Below are 21,742 nucleotides of genomic sequence, written 5' to 3' on the forward strand. Positions count from 1 at the left end.
CTTTTAACGAAGTTCTCAACAACTGGAACCAATAGCTCACTATGGCTCATAACGACAATATCAGAAACTTCAGTATTATCGCCCACATCGACCACGGTAAATCCACCCTGGCCGACCGAATGATCGAACTGACCAAGACCGTTTCCAAGAACGAAATGATGAACCAGCTCCTGGACGACATGGACCTGGAACGCGAACGCGGTATCACCATCAAGGCCCACGCCATCCGCATGGTCTACGAACGTGACGGCAAGGAATACATTCTGAACATGATCGACACCCCGGGTCACGTGGACTTCACCTATGAAGTGAGCCGTTCCCTAGCCGCTTGCGAAGGAGCCATCCTGGTGGTGGACGCAAGCCAGGGCATCGAAGCCCAGACCCTCTCCAACCTGTACCTGGCCATCGAGAACAACCTGGAAGTGATTCCCGTCTTGAACAAGGTTGACTTGCCGGGTGCCCAGCCCGACCACTTCGCCCAGATGATCGGCGACCTGCTTGGCTATGACCCGGATAAGATTCCCCGCATTTCTGCAAAGACCGGCCTGAACGTAGAACAGGTCCTGGACAAGATCGTCGATGAAATTCCCGCCCCCACTGGCGAAAGCGATAAGCCCCTGAAGGCATTGATCTTTGACTCCGTGTACGATTCCTACCGCGGCGTGATCAACTACATCCGTATTGTAGAAGGCACCCTGAAGCCCGGCATGAAGATCCGCATGATGAAAACCGGCGGCGAATACATGGTGACCGAAGTAGGTACCTTCAGCATGCGTCGCGACCCCAAGCCGGAACTGACTGCAGGCATGGTAGGCTATGTGCTTGCCAACGTGAAGACCATCAGCGACGTGAAGATCGGCGACACCTTGACCGACGCAGCAAATCCTGCAACGGAGCCCCTGCCCGGCTACAAGGATATCCTCCCCATGATCTACTCCGGTATCTACCCCATCAATCCGGAAGATTACAAGGACCTGCGCGAAGCTCTTGAAAAGTTGCGCTTGAACGACTCCGCACTCACCTGGGAACCGGAAACTTCCGAAGCCTTGGGCTTTGGTTTCCGCACTGGCTTCCTGGGACTCTTGCACATGGAAATCGTGCAGGAACGCCTGGACCGCGAATTCAACGTGGACATCATTACCACCGTCCCCAACGTGGAGTACCACGTTTACATGAGCGATGGCGAAATGATCAAGATCGAAAGCCCCAGCAAGCTCCCCGACGCCAGCCGCTACGACCACATCGAGGAACCTTACGTAAAGGCCCAGATCTTTACCCCCAAGGAATTCGTGGGCGCCCTCATGACCCTCTGCGACGAAAAGCGCGGCGAGTTCGAGACCATGGAATACCTGGACGAAACCAAGTGTATCTTGAAGTACAACCTGCCCCTGGCAGAAATCATGTTCGACTTCTATGACCGTCTGAAGTCCGTGAGCCGCGGTTACGCCGGCCTGGATTACGCCCCCATGGGTTACCGCCAGAACAACCTGGTGAAGCTGGACATCCTCCTGAACGGTGATCCGGTGGACGCCTTCTCCGTGATTATCCATCGCGACAAGGCCCACACTTACGCCAACGCCATCTGCGTCAAGCTGAAGGACCTTATTCCCCGTCAGCAGTTCGACGTGGCTATCCAGGGTGCCATCGGCGGAAAGATCATCAGCCGCAGCACCGTGAAGGCAGTGCGTAAGGACGTGCTTGCCAAGTGCTATGGCGGTGACATTACCCGTAAGCGCAAGCTCCTTGAAAAGCAGAAGGAAGGTAAGAAGCGCATGAAGAGCATCGGCTCTGTGGAAGTACCTCAGAAGGCATTCCTCGCAGTTCTTTCCCTCTCCGACAATTCCTCCGGCGGCAGCGAAGACTAATCGAGGCGGGGTTAAGAGTTGTCTAGACTAGACCGAAAAGTTAGGCGTTTGCAGAGGCGTAACAGCCAAAGCCACGCCTTCTTTTTGTTTTTCGTCCTGATAGCCATATTCGCGGCATCCATTTTTGCCCGATACTATGTAATCGATCCGGTGCAGATTCCCGACTCTTCCATGTTCCCTAAGTTCAAGGAACGCTCGGTTGTCTGGGTATGCAAGCTCCCCCAATGCGCATCATCTGCCAAGGAGCAGGATTACGTCCTGGCAAAGTTCTATAGCAACGAGTATATGATCCGCAGGATTATCGCCATGCCGGGCGATACAATCAGCATCTCGGACAAGGGTAAAGTCATTACGCCCCACCGCCACTTCAAATGGAAAGGCGAAGACGCATTCATCCAGACCCAATCCATCTACATTCCCAAAATCGGCGACACCCTCAGATTCGAACAACTGAACGAAGTAGAACAGGATTACCTGATTTCATACCTCCATAGCCTAGGCGAAAAAGTATTCGTCAAGACCACCTTGTGGCAAGGCGAAAGAGAAATCAATATTGACCGTGTCGGTGCAACCAAAATCGCAAACAGACAGGTCAGCCTAAAGGAAATTGACTTTCTGCCCTGGCAAGACCGTTACCTGATTGAACTCCAGATTAGACGGAGTGAACCCGGTAATTCACCAATCAAGTTAAAACGCAAACTATATAGAATAAAGCAAAAGGAACTGCCTCCTACAAATATCGCGGAACAAGACTCCCTGCAAGACTCTGTAGACATCTCCTTGACCCCACCAGGCGAAGTTGCAGTCCCAGAAATTGCCAAGGTCGATACGGCAAGCGACGAACCGCAGCCACCTCCCCCACCCGAAGAGACTGCGGAACCACTAGACGAAGTAATCATTACAAAGGACTGTTACTTCCTAGCCTGCGAAAAAGGATCCAACTGCCCCGACTCCCGTGAACTAGGTTACTTCTCTGCCGACCACATTGTGGGGCTCCACCTAAAGACCCCCGACAAGATAAAGGCGAAGTTCGTAGACCCGGCCCTCACCTACGTCAAAGCAGCAGAAGTCGTAGCCAGGGACATCTGGAGGATCGTAAAGGACTCCGCAGAAAAAGCCTACAACTTCGTGGTTGAAATCTTCAAGAGCGACGAGGCTGCCGAAAGCGAAAAGGATGATGAAAGCGAAGACGCTCCCAGCAAGAAGGTCAAGAAACCTCAGCCGACTAAGCCCCGAAAGTCAGCCATCAGACGCGAAGACATGGAGCCCTAACACGAAATCCTAATCGTAGGTTCCAATCGCAAAACCAAACGCGAAACTTCAAACACTAAACTTCAAACGGAATCATTCCGATAAAAAAGAAAGGCGGCCGGTAAAACCAGCCGTCTTTCTTTATAGTCCATTCGCTTTCGGAATTAGTCCAGAGTGTGAACCAGCAGACCGTCGCGGAGCTTGGGTTCGAACCAGGTGCTCTTGGGCGGCATGATTTCGCCAGCGTCGGCGATGTTCATGAGCTGATCCAGAGTGGTCGGATACATGGCAAATGCGCAAGCGCATTCACCGCTATCGACACGCTTCACCAGTTCGCCGAGACCACGGATACCACCGACGAAGTCGATATTCTTGGAGGTACGAGGATCATCAACGTCGAAGAGGGGCTTCAGGATGAGCTTCTGGAGGAGAGCCACGTCAAGGCTATCTACGGGGCCAAGGTTCTGGAGGTATTCAGCCTTGAAGGTGCAAGCATACCACTTGCCGCCCATGTAGAAGTTGACCTGGTTCTGCTTTGCGGGGCTCTGCATTTCAGCCAGCGGAGCAATGTCAAAGACCTTTTCCATTTCAGCCATGAGCTGTTCCGGAGTACGGCCGTTCAGAGACTTGAGAACGCGGTTGTAGTCCAAGATCTTCAGCTGGGTGCTGGGGAACAGGATAGCGAGATAGCGGTTGAATTCTTCGTCACCGGTGTAGGTGCCGGCCTTCTTGGCTTCTTCGGCACGGTAGCTAGCGGCGCGAGCGCCTGCAGCACTACGGTGGTGACCGTCGGCGATGTAGCTCACGGGAACAGCTTCGAAAGCCTTGCGGATAGCGGCGATCTTGGCGTCGTCTTCGATAACCCACACAGTGTGGCCAAAGCCATCAGCTTCGGTAACGAAGTCATAGGTGGGAGCAGTCTTGATTACGTCAGCCAGCAAAGCGAACTGACCTTCGTCGCGGTAGGTCAGGAACACCGGACCAGTGTTGGCGTTGGTGCCGAGAACGTGGCGGAGACGGTCTTCTTCCTTGTCTGCGCGGGTCAGTTCGTGCTTCTTGATGGTACCATTGAAATAGTCTTCTGCAGGAACGCAGCAAACCAGACCGTACTGTTCACGGCCGTTCATGGTCTGGCGATAAATGTAAAGGCAGTCCTTCTTGTCGTGAGCGATAACGCCATCGGCAATCATCTTGTCCAGGTTTTCGCGAGCGTGGGCATAGACCTTAGGATCGTATGCATCCAGGCTGTCGTCCAGTTCCAGTTCGGAACGGGTAACGCGGAGGTAGGAGTGAGGAAGGCCCTGAGCCATTTCCTTGGCTTCAGCGCGGTTCATCACGTCGTACGGGAGAGCGGAGATGTTCTTGGCTTCGGCCGGATCAACGGGGCGCAGAGCCTTGAACGGGTAGATGTGCATCATAGGTTTCTTTCCTTTGTTGCGTGTTTCTTTGATTAAAACTTCATCTTCGGCAATCAGATTGTGAATATAGCCCGTCTTGGCAGCAAGCCACTTCTTTTTGCGGTAGCCCACCACGAAGTAGGCGATAAAGAAGAAAATAAAGCCAGTAATGGTGGCAATAATTTCGATACCCACCAGGAAGGCGAAAAGGTGACCGGAAGCGTTGTGCCACAGGTTACCCATGATCGTACCGAAATTGCTCCAGGAGACCTGTTCGAATTCCTTGAGGAAGTCAAAACTGATGGCTTCGGGCTGCACAATGGCACAGCCAAGAGCATAACCTGCCGGATAGAAAAAACCGAACTGAGTGACCGGGTTAGCCACAAAATCTGCGATGACACCGGGAACCTTGGGCAACTTGAACAAGGCGCAAGTAGCCACAGTCATAATGATGGCAACGCCAAAGGTGGGACTCACACCAATAAACACACCCACAAATACAGACCAGGCCACTTCCAGAGCATCGTGACGCCTCGGGAACATTCTATTGTAATAAATGCGGCTAAGGCGCTTATACTTGGATTCCTGACGTCTTTTGGGGATTCTATCTAAAACACTCATATGGTTTGCAAAGATAGCAATTTTTCTACATTTTCAATCATGAAACATCTGATATCGCAAGAAGGTTTTGACAAGTTCAAGGCGGAATGGGAACATTTGAAGTTCGTGGAACGCCCCGCCATGATCAACCAGGTCCAGGCAGCCGCTGCCGAAGGTGACCGCAGCGAAAATGCAGCCTACACTTATGGCCGTATGCGAGTCCGCGAAATCGACCGCCGCCTCCGCGAACTGGATCGAATCCTGGACGGTGCCCAGGTGGTTGCCGCCCCCGCCTCTGACGACGGCTCCATCAGATTCGGCGCTACCGTCAAGATGAAAGATATCAAGACCAAGCGCGAACGCATCTACAGCATCGTAGGCGAAAAGGAAATCAACCCGCTGGAAGGCAAGATCAGTATGAAGTCTCCCGTCGGCGAAGCCCTCATGGGAAAGAAGCAAGGCGAACAAGTGCAAGTACAGGCCCCCAAAGGCCTAATCACCTACGAAATCGTGGAAGTAAGTTATTAAGTATTGAAGCCGGTCGCTTCGCGCCCTCTGAGGTTCGATGCGGAAACCCCTCAAACCTCAAAGCATCCGAAGGATGCGCCCTCTCACCTCAAAGCGGCAACGCCGCGACCTCGTACCTGTTATGTTTATCGATTCTCATTGTCATTTGGATGCTTACGAGGAATATTCTGGCGAAACGCTGGATGCACTTTTTGCCCGCCTGCAGGCCGCAACGGATGCCGCACGCTTAAATTCAACCAGCACCGCCGCCTTCCCCATTCCCGACCTCAGTAGCCAAAAAAGCTGGAGCAGCTCCAAGTCCAACACGCCCGACCCTAACATACGCATGCCCGAAGCATTCATCCACGTGGCCTGCGACCCCAAGGATCTTGACAAAGGCGTCGAGCTTATCGAAAAATACAGTTTCGTATACGGCGCATTCGGAATCCACCCGGAATACGTCAGCGTCACCACTCCCGACGACGAAGCCCGCATTGCAGGCCTCCTGAAGCACCCCAAGTGCGTCGCCTGTGGCGAAATCGGCCTCGACTACCATTACGGCGCCGACAAAAAAATCGACCAGTGCAAACTCTTTGAACGTCAGCTGTCTATCGGCATAGACTCCGGCAAGCCCCTGGTATTCCACCTCCGCGAAGCCGACGAAGACGCCCTGGCCATTCTCCGTAACGCAAACCTGCACGACCGCAACATCCACGTACATTGCTTTACGGGTTCTCCCGAATTCGTCGAAGAACTTCTGTCCCTAGACGCAAACGTGTTCATCGGATTTACCGGGATCGTCACCTTCAAGAGTGCCCAGAACGTCCGTGACGCCGCCATGCTGGTCCCCTACAACCAGATCCTGCTAGAAACAGATTCCCCCTACATGGCCCCCGTGCCCCACCGCGGAAAAACCTGCCATTCCGGATTCATTCCCTACACCGCCCAGATGCTTTCGGACATCAAAAAAATACCTGTAGATGAACTCTACAGGCAATGTCGCGAAAATACTCGCCAGTGTTACGGAATCTAGGCTGAAAGTCTACGGCTTGTAGTGCTGTTCCAGATAAGCCAGGGCCTCACCCGTAGTCAAAGGTTTGCTGAAATAGAAACCTTGAATCAGGCGGCATCCCTCTTCCTTCAAGAAGTTCAGCTGTTCTTCTGTTTCGACACCTTCGGCCACCAGGTCCAAACCCAGCGACTTAGAAATACCGATTACCATTCGGGCGAACGTGGCGTCTTCCTCGTTTTCGGTCATATGATCGATAAAGGACTTATCCATCTTCAGCGTATGAATCGGATAGCGCTTTAAGTAAGAGAGGGAGCTGTAACCCGTACCAAAATCGTCAATGGAAATCTGCAACCCCATATTCGACAGGGCGCGCATGATCTCGATGGTCTTTTCGGCCTCGCACATGGCGGTATATTCGGTAATTTCCAGCTTCAGGTTACGGGGATGGAGCTGAGTCTCGATAAGCACTCGCTTGATGTCATCCACCATGTTATCAAGGGCAAACTGTTTAGCCGAGAAGTTAACAGCAACCTGAATGTCCTTGTAGCCCATGTCCACCCACTGCTTAGCCTGCTTGCAGGCCATGCGCAAAATCTGGGCGCCCATAGGAATAATCAAGCCCGTTTCTTCGGCAATGGGAATAAACTCGGCCGGCGAGACAATCCCCTTTTCTTCTTGCTGCCAGCGAACCAGAGCTTCAAAGGCCACCACCTTGTCCTTCGCACCGGTATCTACAATGGGCTGGTACATCAAGATAAATTCGCTATCCTGAATGGCACGGCGGATTTCAAATTCCAGCTTATAGAGCCTCATGGCCTTTTCGCGGATGCGGCCACTAAAGAACTGGATATCGCCGTGGTTAACGCCCTTCTTCATTTCGCGGAGGCTGGCCGTCGCATTGGCAAGAATATCTTCGACGCAATCCACGTCGCGGTTCAGGGCTACCGCCATAGACACGCTGATATAAAGTTCGCGGCCATCGATCTGAATAGGCATCTTTACCGCATTATGAATGCGACGTACAATCGGCAGAACATCATCATCGCTATCGGTACTGCGGATGCCGTGCAAAATAATAGCAAACACGTCGGGGCCAATACGGGCGATGGAATCGTTGCTGCGGCACTGGGCCTTAAGACGTTCCGACATGACACGCAAGACGTTGTCGCCTACGTTAATAGAGAACGACGTATTGATCGCACCAAAACTATCGATATCCAGGAGGGCCACCGCAAAAATATAATTGGGATTCTGGTGGGCCATGTCCACGTCTACCTTGAGCTTTTCCAAGAAGAACTTGCGGTTGTAGACACCCGTCAGAGCGTCCTGGTAGACATAATAATAGTTCTGCTTTTCTGCGGCAAAACGATCCAGTTCCTCGGTCAGGGAACCGATCACACGAATGGGCCTCCCCTCTTCGTTCTTCTGCACATGTCCAGAAATCTGCAGACGGTGCTCCCTGGAAACCGCATTCTGGAGTGAAATCTTGATATTGAAGTTTTCGCAGCGTTCCAGGGCGCCATTCAAGGCTTCGCGGAAATTTTCCCAGTCGTTTTCGACAATACGGGTTCGCATCACGTCGAAGGTATCGTCCACATTGACCATTTCGGCCATGAGCAGCTTAAGAGCCTTCTGGGACCAGTAAACCTTTCCGCTAACCACGTCGAACGTCCAAAAACCGTTGGCAGAAACGTCTACCATCATCTGGAACAGTTCGTCGCGTTCCAGCAAATCTCGCTGAAGATCTCGGGTCGGGTAAGAAGTTATGGTTGGCGGCGGCACGATATTCACATCGTTGCGCATCTTCTTGCGGTTACCCACAATGGGGAACTTATAAGTGAATGCCACCAGGAACAGGAAAAAGACCGACAGCACGTAAGGTACCACCATAAACACGTTATGGATACTGCGTACCAGCTCCGGTATAAACACAGCAAAGAAAATTCCTGCAAAAATCAGCAGGAAACGAACGATCTTCTTTTCATCGAAAAGCCGCATTTAAACCAAATCCCGTTTATCCAAATTCCAAAACCATATAACTGAACAAAAAATATAACTTTTCTTTTACAAAAATACATCTGACTTACAAAAAACATTCAACAAAGCCAGAATAAGGCCTCAAACAGGCCCATTATACGCAAAAAATCCGTAGCATTCCCGCTACGGATCTTTTTTTATAGTGCCAGAGGGACTCGAACCCTCGTTGCCGGCGTGAGAGGCCAGTGTCCTAGACCACTAGACGATGGCACCGAAAAATGTTTCTACTTAAGCCTTCGCAAAAGCGGTGCTAAATGTAGTAAACATTTTTGAACTTGTCATCAAAGACCGGATATTAGTCTCTGTAGTACAGGTCCAGGTTGTTCTTGACCGGAGTTGCAGCTTCCAGGTTGTTCACGAATTCGTTGAACAGGCTTGCAGCACCGTAGCTAGAAGCGTTCTGGACGTCGGACTTAACAGCGGACTTCAGAGCTTCTTCTTCAGGAGTCTTCTTGGAGGTGACCTTCAGCATCACGGCACCAATATCGGTTGCCATTGCAGCGGTCCATTCACCTTCCTTGGCGTTCTTGACAGCCTTGGCGAAGTTCACGTTGCCGTAGCCGAAGCCCGGAACGTAACCGTCAACAGAAGCGCTCTTGGTTTCTACGCGGACCTTTTCGATCTTGGTGGTAGAATCGTCGGCGTTGAAGGCCTTGACCTTGTCGGCAACAGAGTTCAGGTAAGCTTCAGCAGCGGAAGCAGCCTTGTTGCGGAGGAGAGTTGCCTTGATGTCGTTGAAGAACAGGTCGAGGCTACGTTCGCCAGCCTTGAGGTCGGCAGTCTTGATAGCGACAGCAACCCACTTGTTGTTCTTCATGACCGGAGAAACCTTGCTGGATTCTTCGGGCAGGATTTCGTTGGGCCATGCGTAGGCAGCCAGACCCTTCAGGTAACCGACACCGTCGATGTTGTCGCCACGAGAAATCCAGTTGGATTTCTGAACCATCAGGTTCTGATCCTTGGCAGCTTCTTCGAAGGACTTGCCTGCATCAACGCTAGCCTTAACCTGAGCAAGAACGTTTTCGAGGCTGTCGATAGTTTCAGAAGAAGCGTTCACGACCAGCAGGATGTGACCGACCTTGACCAGGTCAGCACCGGTAGAGTCCTTGGACTTGCCGTAAGACTTAATAATATGGTAGCCGAAGCGGGTCTTCACCGGTTCAGAGATAGCGCCGGAATCCAGGGCGAAAGCCTTGTCTTCGAATTCCTTGACATAGACACCACGACCAACGTAATCGTCGCTCAGGATGCCGCCCTTTTCTGCAGTACCCGGATCTTCGGAAGAAATGCGAGCCATGTCTTCGAAGGTGGTGGTAGAAGAGGAGTCGGTGAGCTGGTAGTAGAGAGTCATTGCATATTCGCGGATGCGTGCATCGTCACCGGCGGTAGCTTCGACCGGCAGGTAAGCATACTGGAACTGGGCCATGTCCTTCATCACGAAGAAGCTGTCCTTATGTGCATTGAAGTAACCGGCAACCATGACGCTGTCGACAGTGTTTTCGTCAACGGCAAAGTCAGAAGCAGAGGCGACTGCCACCTGCAGTTCGTAGTCAGTCATACGGCGACCGACGGTCCAGTTAGCTTCGAGAGAAGTAGCGTGGAAGGAAGCACCGACCAGAGCCTGCAGTTGGCGAACGGGGATGGTGTTGGTCTTCAGGTCTTCTTCGTACTGAAGCATGACACCCCACTTGAAAGCTTCGGGAGTCTTGAGCCAGGCGTCGTATTCATCCTTGTTGAAGGTAGAATCGGTGAGGAACTTGGGCAGACTTGCGATGTAGGCCTGAGAGCGCTGCATCAAGTCTTCCTGGGAGGTAGCCTGCTGCTGGATAGCATAGAGGCGACGCTGAGCTTCCTGCACCAGACGGCCGCGGACTGCATCCGGATTGCGGGTGAATTCAGATTCCAGTTCGGCGACCGAGGCCTGCAGTTCGGCCTTTTCGAATTCGCCATTCAGGAGAATCTGGCGAACGAAAGAGCGGAAGACTTCGGAACGGAGCTGGTTGTACTGTTCGTCTTCGAGGTGCTGACCCTGATACTGGTTCTGCACGATCATCTTGATACGGGCGTCGAATTCAGCATAGGTGATCTTGCTGTCGTTGACTTCACCAACCGGGTAGCTCTTGCCCTGGTTCGGTACACGGTCCATGGCCAGAAGGCCAACAGCGATACCTGCGGCAAAGATTACAATAATCCACTTGGCTTTTTCATTAATCCACGTTAACATAGAGTAGACTCCATTAAAATTTTGTCGGCGCAAAATGTAGTAAAAAAATCCATTTGGTTTTATTTTGTTGTCATATAATGCCGAAATACGGCTTTTTTTCTATCTATTACACATCCAAAAGTCAATAGATTCTGAACGGAGTTTGAACATGTACGATATTTTGGTCCTCGGTGCCGGCATTTCCGGATTAAGCGCAGCCCTTCATGCTGCAGAAAAAGGTCTCTCTGTAGTCATCCTCACCAAGGGAGCTAAACCGGACGGTTCATCAAACTACGCTCAGGGCGGTATCGCTACCGTTACCAAGAAGACAGACAAGTTCAAGTTCCATATTGACGATACCCTGGAAGCAGGCGCCGGCCTCTGCAAGAAGGAACCGGTAAACATCCTGACCAAGAGTGGCCCCGCCACCATCCAGCAGCTTGTAAAATGGGGAGTCCAGTTTACCCCCAATCCGGTGAACCGCGAAGAGTTCGACCTCCATCTGGAAGGCGGCCACAGCCATCACCGCATCCTCCACGCCGCAGACCTTACCGGAAAGGAAATCATGCGCGCCCTCCTCTGCGAACTTCACAAGCAGAAGAACATCGATTACCTTGAAAACTGCTACATCAAGGACCTGATCTGCCAGGGCGAAGGCAAGGAAAAGCGCTGCATCGGCGCAAAGATCATTCACCAGAAGACAGGCGAAGTCGAAAACATCTACGCCAAGTCCACAGTCCTTTCTACCGGTGGCGCCGGACGTATCTGGCAGTACACCGTATGCCCGCCCGACAGCTGCGGCGACGGCATGGCCATTGCAGCCCGTGCAGGTGCAGCACTGCAGGACATCGAATTCATGCAGTTCCACCCCACCAGCCTTTACGCCCCCAGCCTCAAGAAGCCCTTCCTCATTTCCGAAGCGGTCCGCGGCTTTGGCGGCATCCTCAAGAACGACAAGGGCGAAGAATTCATGAACCAGGTGCATCCGCTCCACTCCCTGGCACCCCGCGATATCGTGGCCCGCGCCATCCACAGCGAAATGCAGCGTCTGGGCAAGCCCCACATGTACATCGACCTGACCGGCCACACCCCCAAGGACATCCGCAGCCACTTCCCCAACATCTATGCCAAGTGCATGGAAGTGGGCGTCGACATGACCAAGGAATGGATCCCCGTCGTTCCCGCAGCACACTACATGTGCGGCGGTGTTCTGGTAGACACCTGGTCCCGTACAGAAATCAAAGGTCTCTATGCATGCGGCGAAGTCGCAGCAACAGGCGTTCACGGAGCAAACCGCCTGGCCTCCAACTCCCTCCTCGAAAGCGTCGTCTACGCCGTTCGCGCCATCGACAACATCGTGGAAAGCGGCCTCCTCAATGAAAAGATCTCCACACCTCGTTCCAACAAGAAGGAAAAGGTTTCTTACACCAAGTCCGCTTTCTGGCGCAAGCGCAAGAAGATCCTTCAGGACATGATGTGGACCCACTGCGGTATCGTACGTACCGTGGCCGGCCTGAACCAGGGCCTCAAGGTCATCGAAGGTCTAGAAAAGGAAGTGGACGCCGCAATCAAGAACAAGGAAACCGAAAACTTCTACTTCCTTGAATTCCTGAACGCCCTCCAGGTCTCCAAGATGATCCTGATCGCAGCTCTGCGCCGTAAGGAATCCCGCGGTCTCCATTACATTCTGGATTACCCCAATCCGAATCCCAAGACCAAGCACCAGAGCATTTACCTAAACGACAAGGAGTAAGGGGTTTGAGGGATGAGGGATGAGGTATGAGGTATGAGGTATGAGGTATGAGGGCGGAGCCTGCGGCTCCTTTCAGGTAAATAATCGCGCCGAAGGCGCCTAACTTTATAACTCATATCCCATAATTCATTATTAGACGTCTAGATCCCTCGACTTCGCTCGGGATGACACCCCTCTGTCCACTCTTCACTATCCACTATTCACTCTTCACTGTTCACTATTCACTGTTTTCGGGATTTTAATTGGCAGCAGGTAAGAACGACAAACCTTCTAAGATTGGCGGTTATAGACCGGTACAGGAACTGGGTGCCGGCGCCATGGGCAAACTGTGGCTTTGCCACGACCCTTCCCTAGACCGCATGGTGGTGGTCAAGCAGATGCAAACCACCCAAGAAGACAACCCCGATGCCCTCAAGCGCTTCATGCAAGAGGGTAACATCCTAGCCCACCTGAACCACCCCGCCATTACCAGACCCTACGGCCTCTGGAAAGAAAGCGACGGCAAGCTATCGCTTTCGATGGAATTCGTTCACGGCTACACCCTGCGCAACATCCTGGACAAGTGCAAGCAGCCTCCCCTGTGGGTCGTTATGCTGGTGCTCTACGAAGTGCTGAGCGCCCTGGGCCACGCCCACCGCCAGAACGTAGTCCACCGCGACATCAAGCCCGCCAACATCATGATCGATAACGACGGTCGTGTGCGTCTGCTGGACTTCGGCATCGCCTATACCGACAACAAGCTGGACTTCAACCGATTCTTCAAGGACGAAGAGGAACGCAGCCGCATCACCCAGACCGGCGCGATTCTCGGTACAGTCACCTACATGAGCCCCGAGCAGACTCATGGCGAAGACGCCTCCCCCGCTTCCGACCTGTTCGCCGTCGGCATCGTGGCCATCGAGATGCTCACCGGCCAGAATATATTCCGCGGGGCGAACTTCAGCGAGACCATCCAGCGCATCCAGAAACTGCGAATCACCCCCAAGGTATTCCCCAAGGAAGTCCCCATGGCCCTTCGCAAGTTCGTGCTGAAGCTGGTAGCCAAGAAGCCCAAGAACCGCCCCCTCACCGCAGCCGATGCCGCCGACCAGCTGGCCGCCATCATGAAGAACTACCCCCGCGACCTCACTCCCTATATGAGCGTCTGGTGTTCCGCCCTCAAGGAATCCAACGGCCCCCTGTCGGAATCCGATTATTCGACCCCGGCACTCTACAAGGATAGCCGCAAGAAAATGTTCCTGCTTGGACTATCAATTGGAGTAGTCATCAGCACCGCTGTGACCGTCCTCATCCATACCGCCCTGTAAAAAATTTTATTTTTGGCCTGAATATGAATACTATCGATATAGTCAGTCTCGTGTTGATGACCATCCTGCTGCTCATTGGCCTCTGGCACGGACTCCTGCGTGGTATTTTCAGACTCCTGGCCTGGATTGCCGCCATTACCGACGCCTACTTCATCAACAAGTTCTTTTCCGACACCGTAGCAGGATTCGGCTTTAGCGATTTTTCCGCTTCGATTATCTGTATTTGCATAGGATTCCTGGTTCCCTTCCTCGCCCTGCTCTTTACTGGCCACATGGTCAACCATTACGTATCCGACACAGTCGTTGGAAAGGTGGACCGCATCCTTGGAGCCTTCTTTGGACTGGTGAAGGGCGCCCTGGTCATGTTCGTCATACTGACCATCCTCCATGTAATGCCCTTCGGGGGCTTTGTGCAGGAGACCCGCGACAATTCCGTTTCTTATGCCGCCTACAAGACCGTCCTTGCGACTATGGGATACTCAACGGAGCCTGTAGACCTTGTAGGTGCCGCCGAACGAAAGGCCTCTGAAATCACAGAGAAGATGGCCAACAAGGCCTCCGAAAAAGTAGAAGAGGTGGCCAAGGAAACCGTAGAAAAGGCAACCGACGCCGCCAAGGAAGCAGCCAGGGAAGCCGCCGCCAAGGCCGTAAAGGAAGCCTCCGAAAAAATAGCCCCCACTTCAGAAAAGTAGGAGCCAGATCAAAAACCAGAAATGGTTTTACTGAGCAAGTCGCCGGGCAGTAAGCTCGGCTTCTTTCATTATATCCTCTTCGCCATCCACATGACGGTCCCTCATTACGAACTGGCCGTTACATATAACGTGCTTGATTGCGCTATTGTCTGCGGAATACACCCAGTTGCTAACCAGATTGTGGTTGGGGGTTAGACGTTCATTCCTGAGGTCCACCAAAAGGGCGTCAGCCAAAAGACCTTCAACAATGGCTCCGGCCGGAACGCCATAGGCAATGGCCACATTGGAAGAAGCCATTTTCAGAGCATCGGCGGCAGGCAACTTTTCGGCGCTGCTAGAAACCTTGGTCAAGAGAGAAGTCAGCTTCATCTCTTCGTGCATATCCAGGTTGTTGTTGGAGGAAGCACCGTCGGTCCCGACGCCTACCAGCATGCCGCTTTCCAGCATCTTGTGGATCTTGGGGATGCCACTACATAACTTCAAATTGGAACAGGGATTGACAATGGCCGCAGAACAGGATTCCGCCATGAGCGTCATGTCGTTTCCGCTAAGGTGGACGCAATGGGCCGCCACGAAATTTCCGCCAAGGGCGCCGAACTTGTCCATCAGTTCTACCGGCGTGCAGCCGTACTTCTTTTTGCAGTCCTTGACTTCGGTAGCAGTTTCGGCCAGATGGGTATGAAGAATATACTCCTCCTTGCGGGCCACTTCCACACAACGTTTGAAGGTCTTGTCGCTAACGGTATAGATGGCGTGGGGCATTACCGCCAGAGAAACACGGTCAGACTCCATGCGGTGTTCCTGCAGGAACTTGAAGCTGGCCTCGGTCAGTTCGGGCGTCTGGAGCGCATCGGCCACCGTCACGCCAATGGCCGCGCGAATCCCCATTTCCTTGACCGCCTTGATGGTCTCTTCGCGGTGCCAGTACATGTCGGCAAAGAACACCGTACCCGACTTGATCATCTCGAGAATGGCCAGGCGGGATCCCACCCGGATATCCTTGGGAGTAAGCTTCGCCTCGAAGGGCCAGATGTGCTGAGTCAGCCACTGCTGCAGGGGCATATCGTCGGCATAACCGCGAAGGAGGGTCATGGCCGCATGGGTATGGCCGTTATAGAACGGCGGGAGGATCGCCAGGCCGGAGCAGTCCACGATTTCGGCATTGTTGTAATCGGCTGCGGTCAGCGGGCGTTCCACCTTGGCGAACTTCTTGCCCGAAATAAGGATGTCCCTGACGGAGCCGTTAAAATAGACGGACTTCAATACCATTTTACCCATAAACGCCTCATTTTCGCGAAAAAAAGAACTTTTTTGTTCACAGAATATAGCTCTTTTTCGCCTTTTGCAACAAATTTTTAAGAAGAATCTCAACTTTCACTTAATTTATTGTATAATTAAGGTATGGCTATAAATGATCTAGAAACACTTCCTATTTCCCGTTCCGAATTTCAGCGTCTTGACATCTTCAAGAACGTCACCTTTGAAAGTTTGGCAGGATATTTGTTGAGCTGCCATACAGTAAATGTGGAACCGGGAACCCTTCTTATCGACCCTGAACACCCCAAGCGCCGCTTGCTGGTGTTGTTAGACGGAATGATGGAAGTCAAGATGGAAGTCGAAGGCGGCAACTTCAAGGATGTCATCGAACCGGGCCACTGTGCCGGTGAAATGTCCATCTTCGACAGCGTAAAGCCCAGCGCCTACGTATTCGCCAAGGACCCCTGCCGCATTCTGGTGATCGAACCCGAAGTCGCCCTGGCCATGATCAACGCCTCTCACGACTTGTGCCTGAACTTTTTGCATATGCTGAGCCAGCGCCTGCGCAACAACAACCGCGTTGTGTGCGAAGAAGAATACCACATCCGCTGCATCGAAGAAAATGCAAAGGTGGACTCCCTTACGGGCCTCCACAACCGCCGTTGGCTCGAAGAAATGTACACCCGCGAAATCAACCGCAGCAACGCCGGCAATTTCCGCCTGTCTGCCGTCATGATGGACATTGACCATTTCAAGCGGGTAAACGACACTTACGGCCATCTGGCCGGTGACCAGGTCCTGATCGCCGTGGCCGGAGCCATTACCGACAGCCTGCGCCCCTCCGACATGCCCGTACGCTACGGCGGCGAAGAATTCAGCGTGTTCCTGCCGGGAACCTCCACCGAAAACGCCCGCATAATCGCAGAACGCCTGCGCAAGGCCGTCGAAAAGCTGCGCATTCCCCTGCCCGACGGCCAGGTGATTCCCGTAACCATCAGCCTGGGCTTTACGGAACGCCAGGATGGCGACACAGTCCGCTCCATTATCGAACGTGCCGACCAGGCCCTTTATAACGCCAAGCAGAACGGCCGCAACAGAGCCTGCCTGAACCTTGGCGAAGGCGGCATGCTGCTGCTCTAGCCTCTACAACTAACGATCCATTTTTATGACGGTGCCAGGTTTATTATCTGTATCACCGTCTTTTGTTATGACCCAGACAACATCCATTCCCTTGGCCAGGTCAGGGTCTACCTTTTCGGCAACACCATCAGTCAGAATGACCACCTGCGAAAAGTGCCTCTCCTGGGCATGCTCGAAAATAGGTGTAAAGCTAGTCCCACCGCGCCCCTTGAACTCAATCTGGGCAATAGAGCGGCGGTTGAACAGTACCGTTTCATCGGGATCCTGAACCGCGATGTCAAAACTCCAGAGGTATACGCCGGTATAGTTGGCAATACGCTCGATTTCCACAATGAATCGCGACAAGTCCTGGGTGCCCACGCTGCCCGAGGTATCGGCATACACCGCCACCGGTTCGACGCACTTCGTGGTATACCCCAGAAAGGGTTTGCCGTAATGTTTATTCCAGCGCCTGCGGGACTGTTCCTTCTGGTAACTCAGGAAGGGCCCCAGCTTGAGCCTCAGAATATCACCCCAGTTCAAGGGCTGCTCCTGGGCCTTCATCACCATCTCGATACCAGTGCCATCGAGATGCCCCCAGCCGTGGTTTCGCCCGATGTTCTCCACCACGTTGCGCACATAGTCGTCGATATAGGCATCTTCCTCAAAACCTTCCCCATGCCGGTTGTCCAAGCGCCACCTTGTGATTTCGCCCAGGGGGCAATTCTCGTCGATTTCGCCATCCCCACCCACAAACTGGACGGTAACATCGGGGAAATCCTGATCTAGCAGAGTCAAGTACTGCTCGAAACTCAGGCAGTTCTTATAGCCAAACATCATGGGCAAAAGGCTCATGACATCGCCCTTTCTGCAGTTGCCCACATCCTCCTTGAAACGGGGAATCTTGATACCCGTCTCTTCATAAATCAGGCTGTTAATGGCCAGATCCATGGCCACGTTCTCTTTGTAGGCACGGCGACGGTCACTGGAACTGCGGTGGGTGCAGTGGTGCAGCAGCACATGCATCATCTCGTGGATCAAGACATAGGTGCGCTCCCCCTCTTCCAGCGAAACAAAGAACTGGGGATTGTACCGAAGGCTTATGCGGCCATTCTTGACGCACACCCCCATGGTTTCTACAGAATCCGTAGCCACCGTATTCATACCCACCAGCAAGTTGAAGCTGAACGGGCTGTACACAAGGAGACGGCATATGGTCCCCTGAAAACTCTTTTCAAAATCCGTCACGACACCCCCTAAGCCGCAATAATGATATCGTCTCGATCCAGGTCAGACACCGAAATATTGTTCATCTTGGTAAAGTTCAAGACCCAGGCGTCATAGGCAGAAGCTCCGCCGTTCTTGCCCTCCTTATTCATCAGGGCGGCGTTATAAATCTTGTAGCGCTTGGGAGTCTTGCGCCAGGCCAGGAACTGGTCCTTCTTCTCCTTCATCCAGCCCTTTACAAAGGCTACAATGGCCTCGTTGGGGCAGCATTCCAGGAACGCCAGGATGTTTTTCTCGTGCTTTTCGTTAAGTCTGGTAGACTTTACCAGTTCCAGCAAGGAATGGCAGGTCGGAACAGCCAACTTGATGTTATTCTTGAAGGCCTCCCTGACAACCTTAACCATGACCTTGTCCATGGACTGCAGGATCTTCTTGACGTCAATCTCGTGAACGCGATCCACCTCGCAGAATTCCGCAAACTTCATGGCATAGCTGAAACCCACATAGGCCGACGCAATCTCCGTCAAGAAGTTGACGTTACCCGTGGTAATGTCATCGTTATTATTGCTGAAATTCATCAGACATTCCCCCAGGTGGGTCCAGTCGCGGGGCGAAGGCCCCTTCTTGCCCTGAATGGCAAGCTCCTCGATGGTCTTGGTGGGGAGAACGATGAACTCCGGATACTTTCTCAAGAAATCGGGAACGGCCTCGTGAATCTGGCCGGCCTCCACGCGGCGGCTGAAATCCTCGAGGTACTCCTTGTCGGTGGGCGCGAAAGTGAAGTTCTTGATTCGGCTTTCCTGGGCCGGGTCGCGACGGGTGCCGTTATAAATCGTGGCGTTGTCGTTGTCGGCACAAACCACGTAAGTGTTCTCCTTGAGATCCACCCCGAACAGGCGGTGCTCCAGGAGCAGTTCCATAATACCGTCCTGGATAACCGCATTGCCGCGCTTACATTCGTCCAGGAACAGAATATAAATATCGTCGTACTGGGTCAGACGACTGTAATGCATGCCGTTTTCTTCGTACAGCTGGGCCATCTTGTCGTCGTAGGCCTTGCAAGTGGGAATCCAGCTGGGCGGGCAGCTATAAGTTCGACCGCCGAATTCCTGGAAGTTACCGATCAGGTCGGCCGGATCCATAATAGACACGCAGCGGCTAATCACATGCACCCGATCCAGGGGCAAGCCGTGCTTCTTGGCGATAATCTCGCGGACAGTGTTGTGAACGTAGCTGGTCTTGCCGATACCATGGTTACCCATGAGCCCCAGAGTGTGAGACGGCAGAAGACCATTTTCAATGAAACGATTAATCGAATTGATATCCATATTTTTACACCTCACCTATATTATCGTTTGATCGCCTCAAATTGTATAATCAAAAAAAAAATGACCCGCCATCTAATGGCAGGTCAAGTTTTATTCGTCAGAACCTTACGAAACGGAACCGCATCTATTCCTTATATTCAAGGAAGTTGAAGCCAAGCTTAATCTTGTGATGACGGGGATGACCTTCACCATTGATATCTTCGTAAAGAAGAATCTTGACCTTGACGGTCTGTTCCTGGGTAGCCGTGTAGCTCAACAGTTCATAAGGAGTTGCGCCGTTATTGGAGGCACTGGCAAGAGTCTTGCCCGAGTTGTCAACCAGGAACAAGTCGAAGTCCTGGGGAACGCGGTTATACGTTGCAATATCGTCACCAGAAGAGAGCCAAGAAATGGCGGCACGATACTTATATCCCGGCTTTACAGTAAAGGGGATGAACAGTTCGTACTGATTCTTGCCGCTAACCTTTGTGAACATCCTATTGATATCGCCATACCAGTAGTTAGACTTATTGATGTAATGTTCATAACCAGGTTCGTTAATGTATTCAGAGCCCATGAGAGCCGGATAGTAAGGAATGCCTACGGCACCGCTCTTGTTTTCATCGTTGATTTTCAGGATGCTGGAAGTCAGGAGTCGAGCCTTGGCCATTTCGGGATGGTAACGCATGAAAGGCTGTCTCCTAATGAGATTGGCCATCATGTTGGCGGTATAAGCCGTAGCACCCATAGTTCCATCCATAACCTCGTACTTGGTGTAGACGGAATCACCCTTGGAGTAGGTCTTGACATCGGTCTTGCGCTTGGACTTATCGAAGAAGCTAAAGTCCGTGTAGTTCGCAATTTCGGGCTTCTGGCCCCTTACGGTCTTGCCAGCGTTGGTGTACGGGGCGTTGGCCCAGGCCGAGAAGAAACCCATGGTATTCTTGGTATCTACAGAACCGACGGTGATTGCGTTGGCGGCATAAGCCTTGGCATTCATCAGGCCCTTTCTATTGTTCTTGTAGTTACCGGCACCCACGATTTCAAGCATGTGGTTTTCGTAGATGTAGTTGTCCAGCTCCCTGGTCTCTTCGGTATACTTATCGGTGGGAGTATCTTCGGCAGCATGAACACCCATGTAAATCTGGGGGTCACGGCTAGACGGATTTTCGGGATACGGGCTCTTTTCGCACTTGGAGTTGTGAATAAAAGTGTAAGCACCCTTATTCTGACCCGGCATAGCGTAATTCAGGAGAGTGGCGTTGTATTCGTCATTCGGGGTGGGTACATGAGCCTGGCAAGTGATATTATCCAAAACACTGCCTTCCAGCAAGAAGAACTTCGAGGGAGTCTGATCCTTCAACCAGGCCGGGTAAGCCTTGGTATCTACATAGATGCCGACATAATCGTCACTAAAGTTATAATAGTTGTATTTCAGATTCTCGTAAGGGAAAGCCTTTCCGCTCTGGCTGTACGGCACTTCATCGAAGTTCTTGAACTGCAAGTAAACATAGTCATTGTAGGAAGAAGAAATCCCCACAATCGTAAGCTTGTCGGAATTGGTCTTGGAGAAACTGACATCGTAGCCCGTAGCCGTCTTTGCACCATTAACCGTATAGGGGGTAGTGGAGAAATTGTATATGACGGGAGTTTGATCGTACTGGCTCCACCCGAAATAATACCTGGCGTTAGGAGTATGATAAAGGGAGTAGCAATTGGTATTGTAGTAGGTCTGGTACGTGATGAAATTCTTCGTAGGGAGACCATCAGATCCACGATCATGATTGTAAATACCTTCGTCGAATTCGGCTCGGTACGCAGTCTTAACAGCTACAGATGCAGCCTGCAGGTTGTCGCCACCAAGGCCATTTTTCTTGATAGCCATGTGGTCAGCATCCTTATAGACCATGGGTGAATTCATCTTGCTAGCCTTACGGCCAAGAAGGTCATAATTAGTCGCTGCACCTGCAGTTACGCAGGCCAGCGCCGTCGTCATGACGCACAGTGTCTTTTTTTTCATCTTTTCCTCTTCATTTTCCCTACGCAACAGTTTTACGACCGTTAATACGATCGTTGGTGAAATATAAAATAGTTTGTCATAAATTTCGGTAAAATTTTGTACGAGCAAAAAATCTGCAATACAGATGCAGTTAATTTGTCATACATGTACAGCAAAATGCTTGTAAATCAATTTTAATACAGGAGCAA

General features: G+C 52.1%; 15 protein-coding genes and 1 tRNA gene. 8 read left to right on the forward strand and 8 right to left on the reverse strand.

Annotated features, from left to right (window positions below; translation table 11 throughout):
• The first annotated feature begins 41 nt into the window (after positions 1-41).
• Entirely contained in the window at positions 42-1,865 is a 1,824-nt protein-coding gene (lepA, locus tag B7992_RS09625; protein WP_073161302.1) for a translation elongation factor 4, read from the forward strand.
• 48 nt (positions 1,866-1,913) lie between these two features.
• Positions 1,914-3,137, forward strand: coding sequence for a signal peptidase I (lepB, locus tag B7992_RS09630; RefSeq protein WP_158535504.1), 1,224 nt, complete (start codon positions 1,914-1,916; stop codon positions 3,135-3,137).
• A gap of 143 nt (positions 3,138-3,280) precedes the next feature.
• On the opposite strand, the gene B7992_RS09635 is transcribed toward lepB, so the two are convergent.
• A complete protein-coding gene (locus B7992_RS09635; RefSeq protein ID WP_088666153.1) occupies positions 3,281-5,134 on the reverse strand; it encodes a DUF1015 family protein in 1,854 nt (617 codons plus the stop codon).
• A gap of 39 nt (positions 5,135-5,173) precedes the next feature.
• Between B7992_RS09635 and greA the strand changes: the two genes are divergently transcribed.
• The gene (gene greA / locus B7992_RS09640) at positions 5,174-5,641 is read left to right on the forward strand and encodes a transcription elongation factor GreA (protein WP_073161331.1); all 468 of its coding nucleotides are present in this window, start codon (positions 5,174-5,176) and stop codon (positions 5,639-5,641) included.
• Positions 5,642-5,762: 121 nt separating this feature from the next.
• On the forward strand, positions 5,763-6,653 hold the full coding sequence (locus B7992_RS09645; protein WP_073161299.1) for a TatD family hydrolase: 891 nt from the start codon (positions 5,763-5,765) through the stop codon (positions 6,651-6,653).
• A gap of 9 nt (positions 6,654-6,662) precedes the next feature.
• Here the strand turns inward: B7992_RS09645 and B7992_RS09650 are convergent, their stop codons facing one another.
• The 3 genes from B7992_RS09650 to B7992_RS09660 form a co-directional block, all read right to left on the reverse strand.
• A complete protein-coding gene (locus B7992_RS09650) occupies positions 6,663-8,630 on the reverse strand; it encodes a bifunctional diguanylate cyclase/phosphodiesterase (protein ID WP_088666154.1) in 1,968 nt (655 codons plus the stop codon).
• Positions 8,631-8,809: 179 nt separating this feature from the next.
• Positions 8,810-8,882, reverse strand: a tRNA-Glu gene (locus B7992_RS09655).
• A gap of 82 nt (positions 8,883-8,964) precedes the next feature.
• Entirely contained in the window at positions 8,965-10,893 is a 1,929-nt protein-coding gene (locus tag B7992_RS09660) for a peptidylprolyl isomerase (RefSeq protein ID WP_073285841.1), read from the reverse strand.
• 148 nt (positions 10,894-11,041) lie between these two features.
• Here B7992_RS09660 and nadB point away from each other — a divergent pair, with 148 nt between their 5' ends.
• The 3 genes from nadB to B7992_RS09675 all read left to right on the forward strand — a co-directional run bounded on the left by nadB (position 11,042) and on the right by B7992_RS09675 (position 14,624).
• Complete coding sequence (nadB, locus tag B7992_RS09665) at positions 11,042-12,625, forward strand: L-aspartate oxidase (RefSeq protein WP_073236396.1); 1,584 nt, start codon at positions 11,042-11,044, stop codon at positions 12,623-12,625.
• 242 nt (positions 12,626-12,867) lie between these two features.
• A complete protein-coding gene (locus tag B7992_RS09670) occupies positions 12,868-13,932 on the forward strand; it encodes a serine/threonine-protein kinase (protein WP_088666155.1) in 1,065 nt (354 codons plus the stop codon).
• 23 nt (positions 13,933-13,955) lie between these two features.
• Complete coding sequence (locus tag B7992_RS09675) at positions 13,956-14,624, forward strand: CvpA family protein (RefSeq protein ID WP_073236399.1); 669 nt, start codon at positions 13,956-13,958, stop codon at positions 14,622-14,624.
• A gap of 27 nt (positions 14,625-14,651) precedes the next feature.
• Here the strand turns inward: B7992_RS09675 and B7992_RS09680 are convergent, their stop codons facing one another.
• Positions 14,652-15,902: an amidohydrolase gene (locus B7992_RS09680; protein WP_073236403.1), complete on the reverse strand. Its 1,251-nt coding sequence runs from the start codon at positions 15,900-15,902 to the stop codon at positions 14,652-14,654.
• Between the two features lie 123 nt (positions 15,903-16,025).
• On the opposite strand from B7992_RS09680, the gene B7992_RS09685 reads away from it, so the two are divergent.
• Positions 16,026-17,021 carry a GGDEF domain-containing protein gene (locus B7992_RS09685; RefSeq protein ID WP_073161292.1) on the forward strand — a complete coding sequence of 332 codons (996 nt, stop codon included), beginning with the start codon at positions 16,026-16,028 and terminating at the stop codon, positions 17,019-17,021.
• 9 nt (positions 17,022-17,030) lie between these two features.
• On the opposite strand, the gene B7992_RS09690 is transcribed toward B7992_RS09685, so the two are convergent.
• The 3 genes from B7992_RS09690 to B7992_RS09700 all read right to left on the reverse strand — a co-directional run bounded on the left by B7992_RS09690 (position 17,031) and on the right by B7992_RS09700 (position 21,554).
• Positions 17,031-18,248, reverse strand: a complete 1,218-nt coding sequence (locus tag B7992_RS09690) for a VWA-like domain-containing protein (RefSeq protein ID WP_073236406.1) — start codon at positions 18,246-18,248, stop codon at positions 17,031-17,033.
• 8 nt (positions 18,249-18,256) lie between these two features.
• Positions 18,257-19,555, reverse strand: coding sequence for a hypothetical protein (locus tag B7992_RS09695; protein WP_088666156.1), 1,299 nt, complete (start codon positions 19,553-19,555; stop codon positions 18,257-18,259).
• A 124-nt stretch (positions 19,556-19,679) separates the two neighbouring features.
• The gene (locus B7992_RS09700) at positions 19,680-21,554 is read right to left on the reverse strand and encodes a S8 family serine peptidase (protein WP_141100429.1); all 1,875 of its coding nucleotides are present in this window, start codon (positions 21,552-21,554) and stop codon (positions 19,680-19,682) included.
• Positions 21,555-21,742 lie beyond the last annotated feature (188 nt).

Source organism: Fibrobacter sp. UWH1 (assembly GCF_002210365.1).
Taxonomy (GTDB): domain Bacteria; phylum Fibrobacterota; class Fibrobacteria; order Fibrobacterales; family Fibrobacteraceae; genus Fibrobacter.

What these genes read in the sequence shown, in the direction of transcription:
- lepA (WP_073161302.1), top strand. Translation starts at nt 42, where the DNA reads ATGGCTCATAACGACAATATCAGAAACTTCAGTATTATCGCCCACATC.
- B7992_RS09660 (WP_073285841.1), bottom strand. Translation starts at nt 10,893, where the DNA reads ATGTTAACGTGGATTAATGAAAAAGCCAAGTGGATTATTGTAATCTTT.
- B7992_RS09700 (WP_141100429.1), bottom strand. Translation starts at nt 21,554, where the DNA reads ATGAAAAAAAAGACACTGTGCGTCATGACGACGGCGCTGGCCTGCGTA.
- B7992_RS09645 (WP_073161299.1), top strand. Translation starts at nt 5,763, where the DNA reads ATGTTTATCGATTCTCATTGTCATTTGGATGCTTACGAGGAATATTCT.
- B7992_RS09635 (WP_088666153.1), bottom strand. Translation starts at nt 5,134, where the DNA reads ATGAGTGTTTTAGATAGAATCCCCAAAAGACGTCAGGAATCCAAGTAT.
- B7992_RS09685 (WP_073161292.1), top strand. Translation starts at nt 16,026, where the DNA reads ATGGCTATAAATGATCTAGAAACACTTCCTATTTCCCGTTCCGAATTT.
- B7992_RS09680 (WP_073236403.1), bottom strand. Translation starts at nt 15,902, where the DNA reads ATGGGTAAAATGGTATTGAAGTCCGTCTATTTTAACGGCTCCGTCAGG.
- B7992_RS09650 (WP_088666154.1), bottom strand. Translation starts at nt 8,630, where the DNA reads ATGCGGCTTTTCGATGAAAAGAAGATCGTTCGTTTCCTGCTGATTTTT.
- greA (WP_073161331.1), top strand. Translation starts at nt 5,174, where the DNA reads ATGAAACATCTGATATCGCAAGAAGGTTTTGACAAGTTCAAGGCGGAA.
- B7992_RS09675 (WP_073236399.1), top strand. Translation starts at nt 13,956, where the DNA reads ATGAATACTATCGATATAGTCAGTCTCGTGTTGATGACCATCCTGCTG.
- nadB (WP_073236396.1), top strand. Translation starts at nt 11,042, where the DNA reads ATGTACGATATTTTGGTCCTCGGTGCCGGCATTTCCGGATTAAGCGCA.
- B7992_RS09695 (WP_088666156.1), bottom strand. Translation starts at nt 19,555, where the DNA reads ATGGATATCAATTCGATTAATCGTTTCATTGAAAATGGTCTTCTGCCG.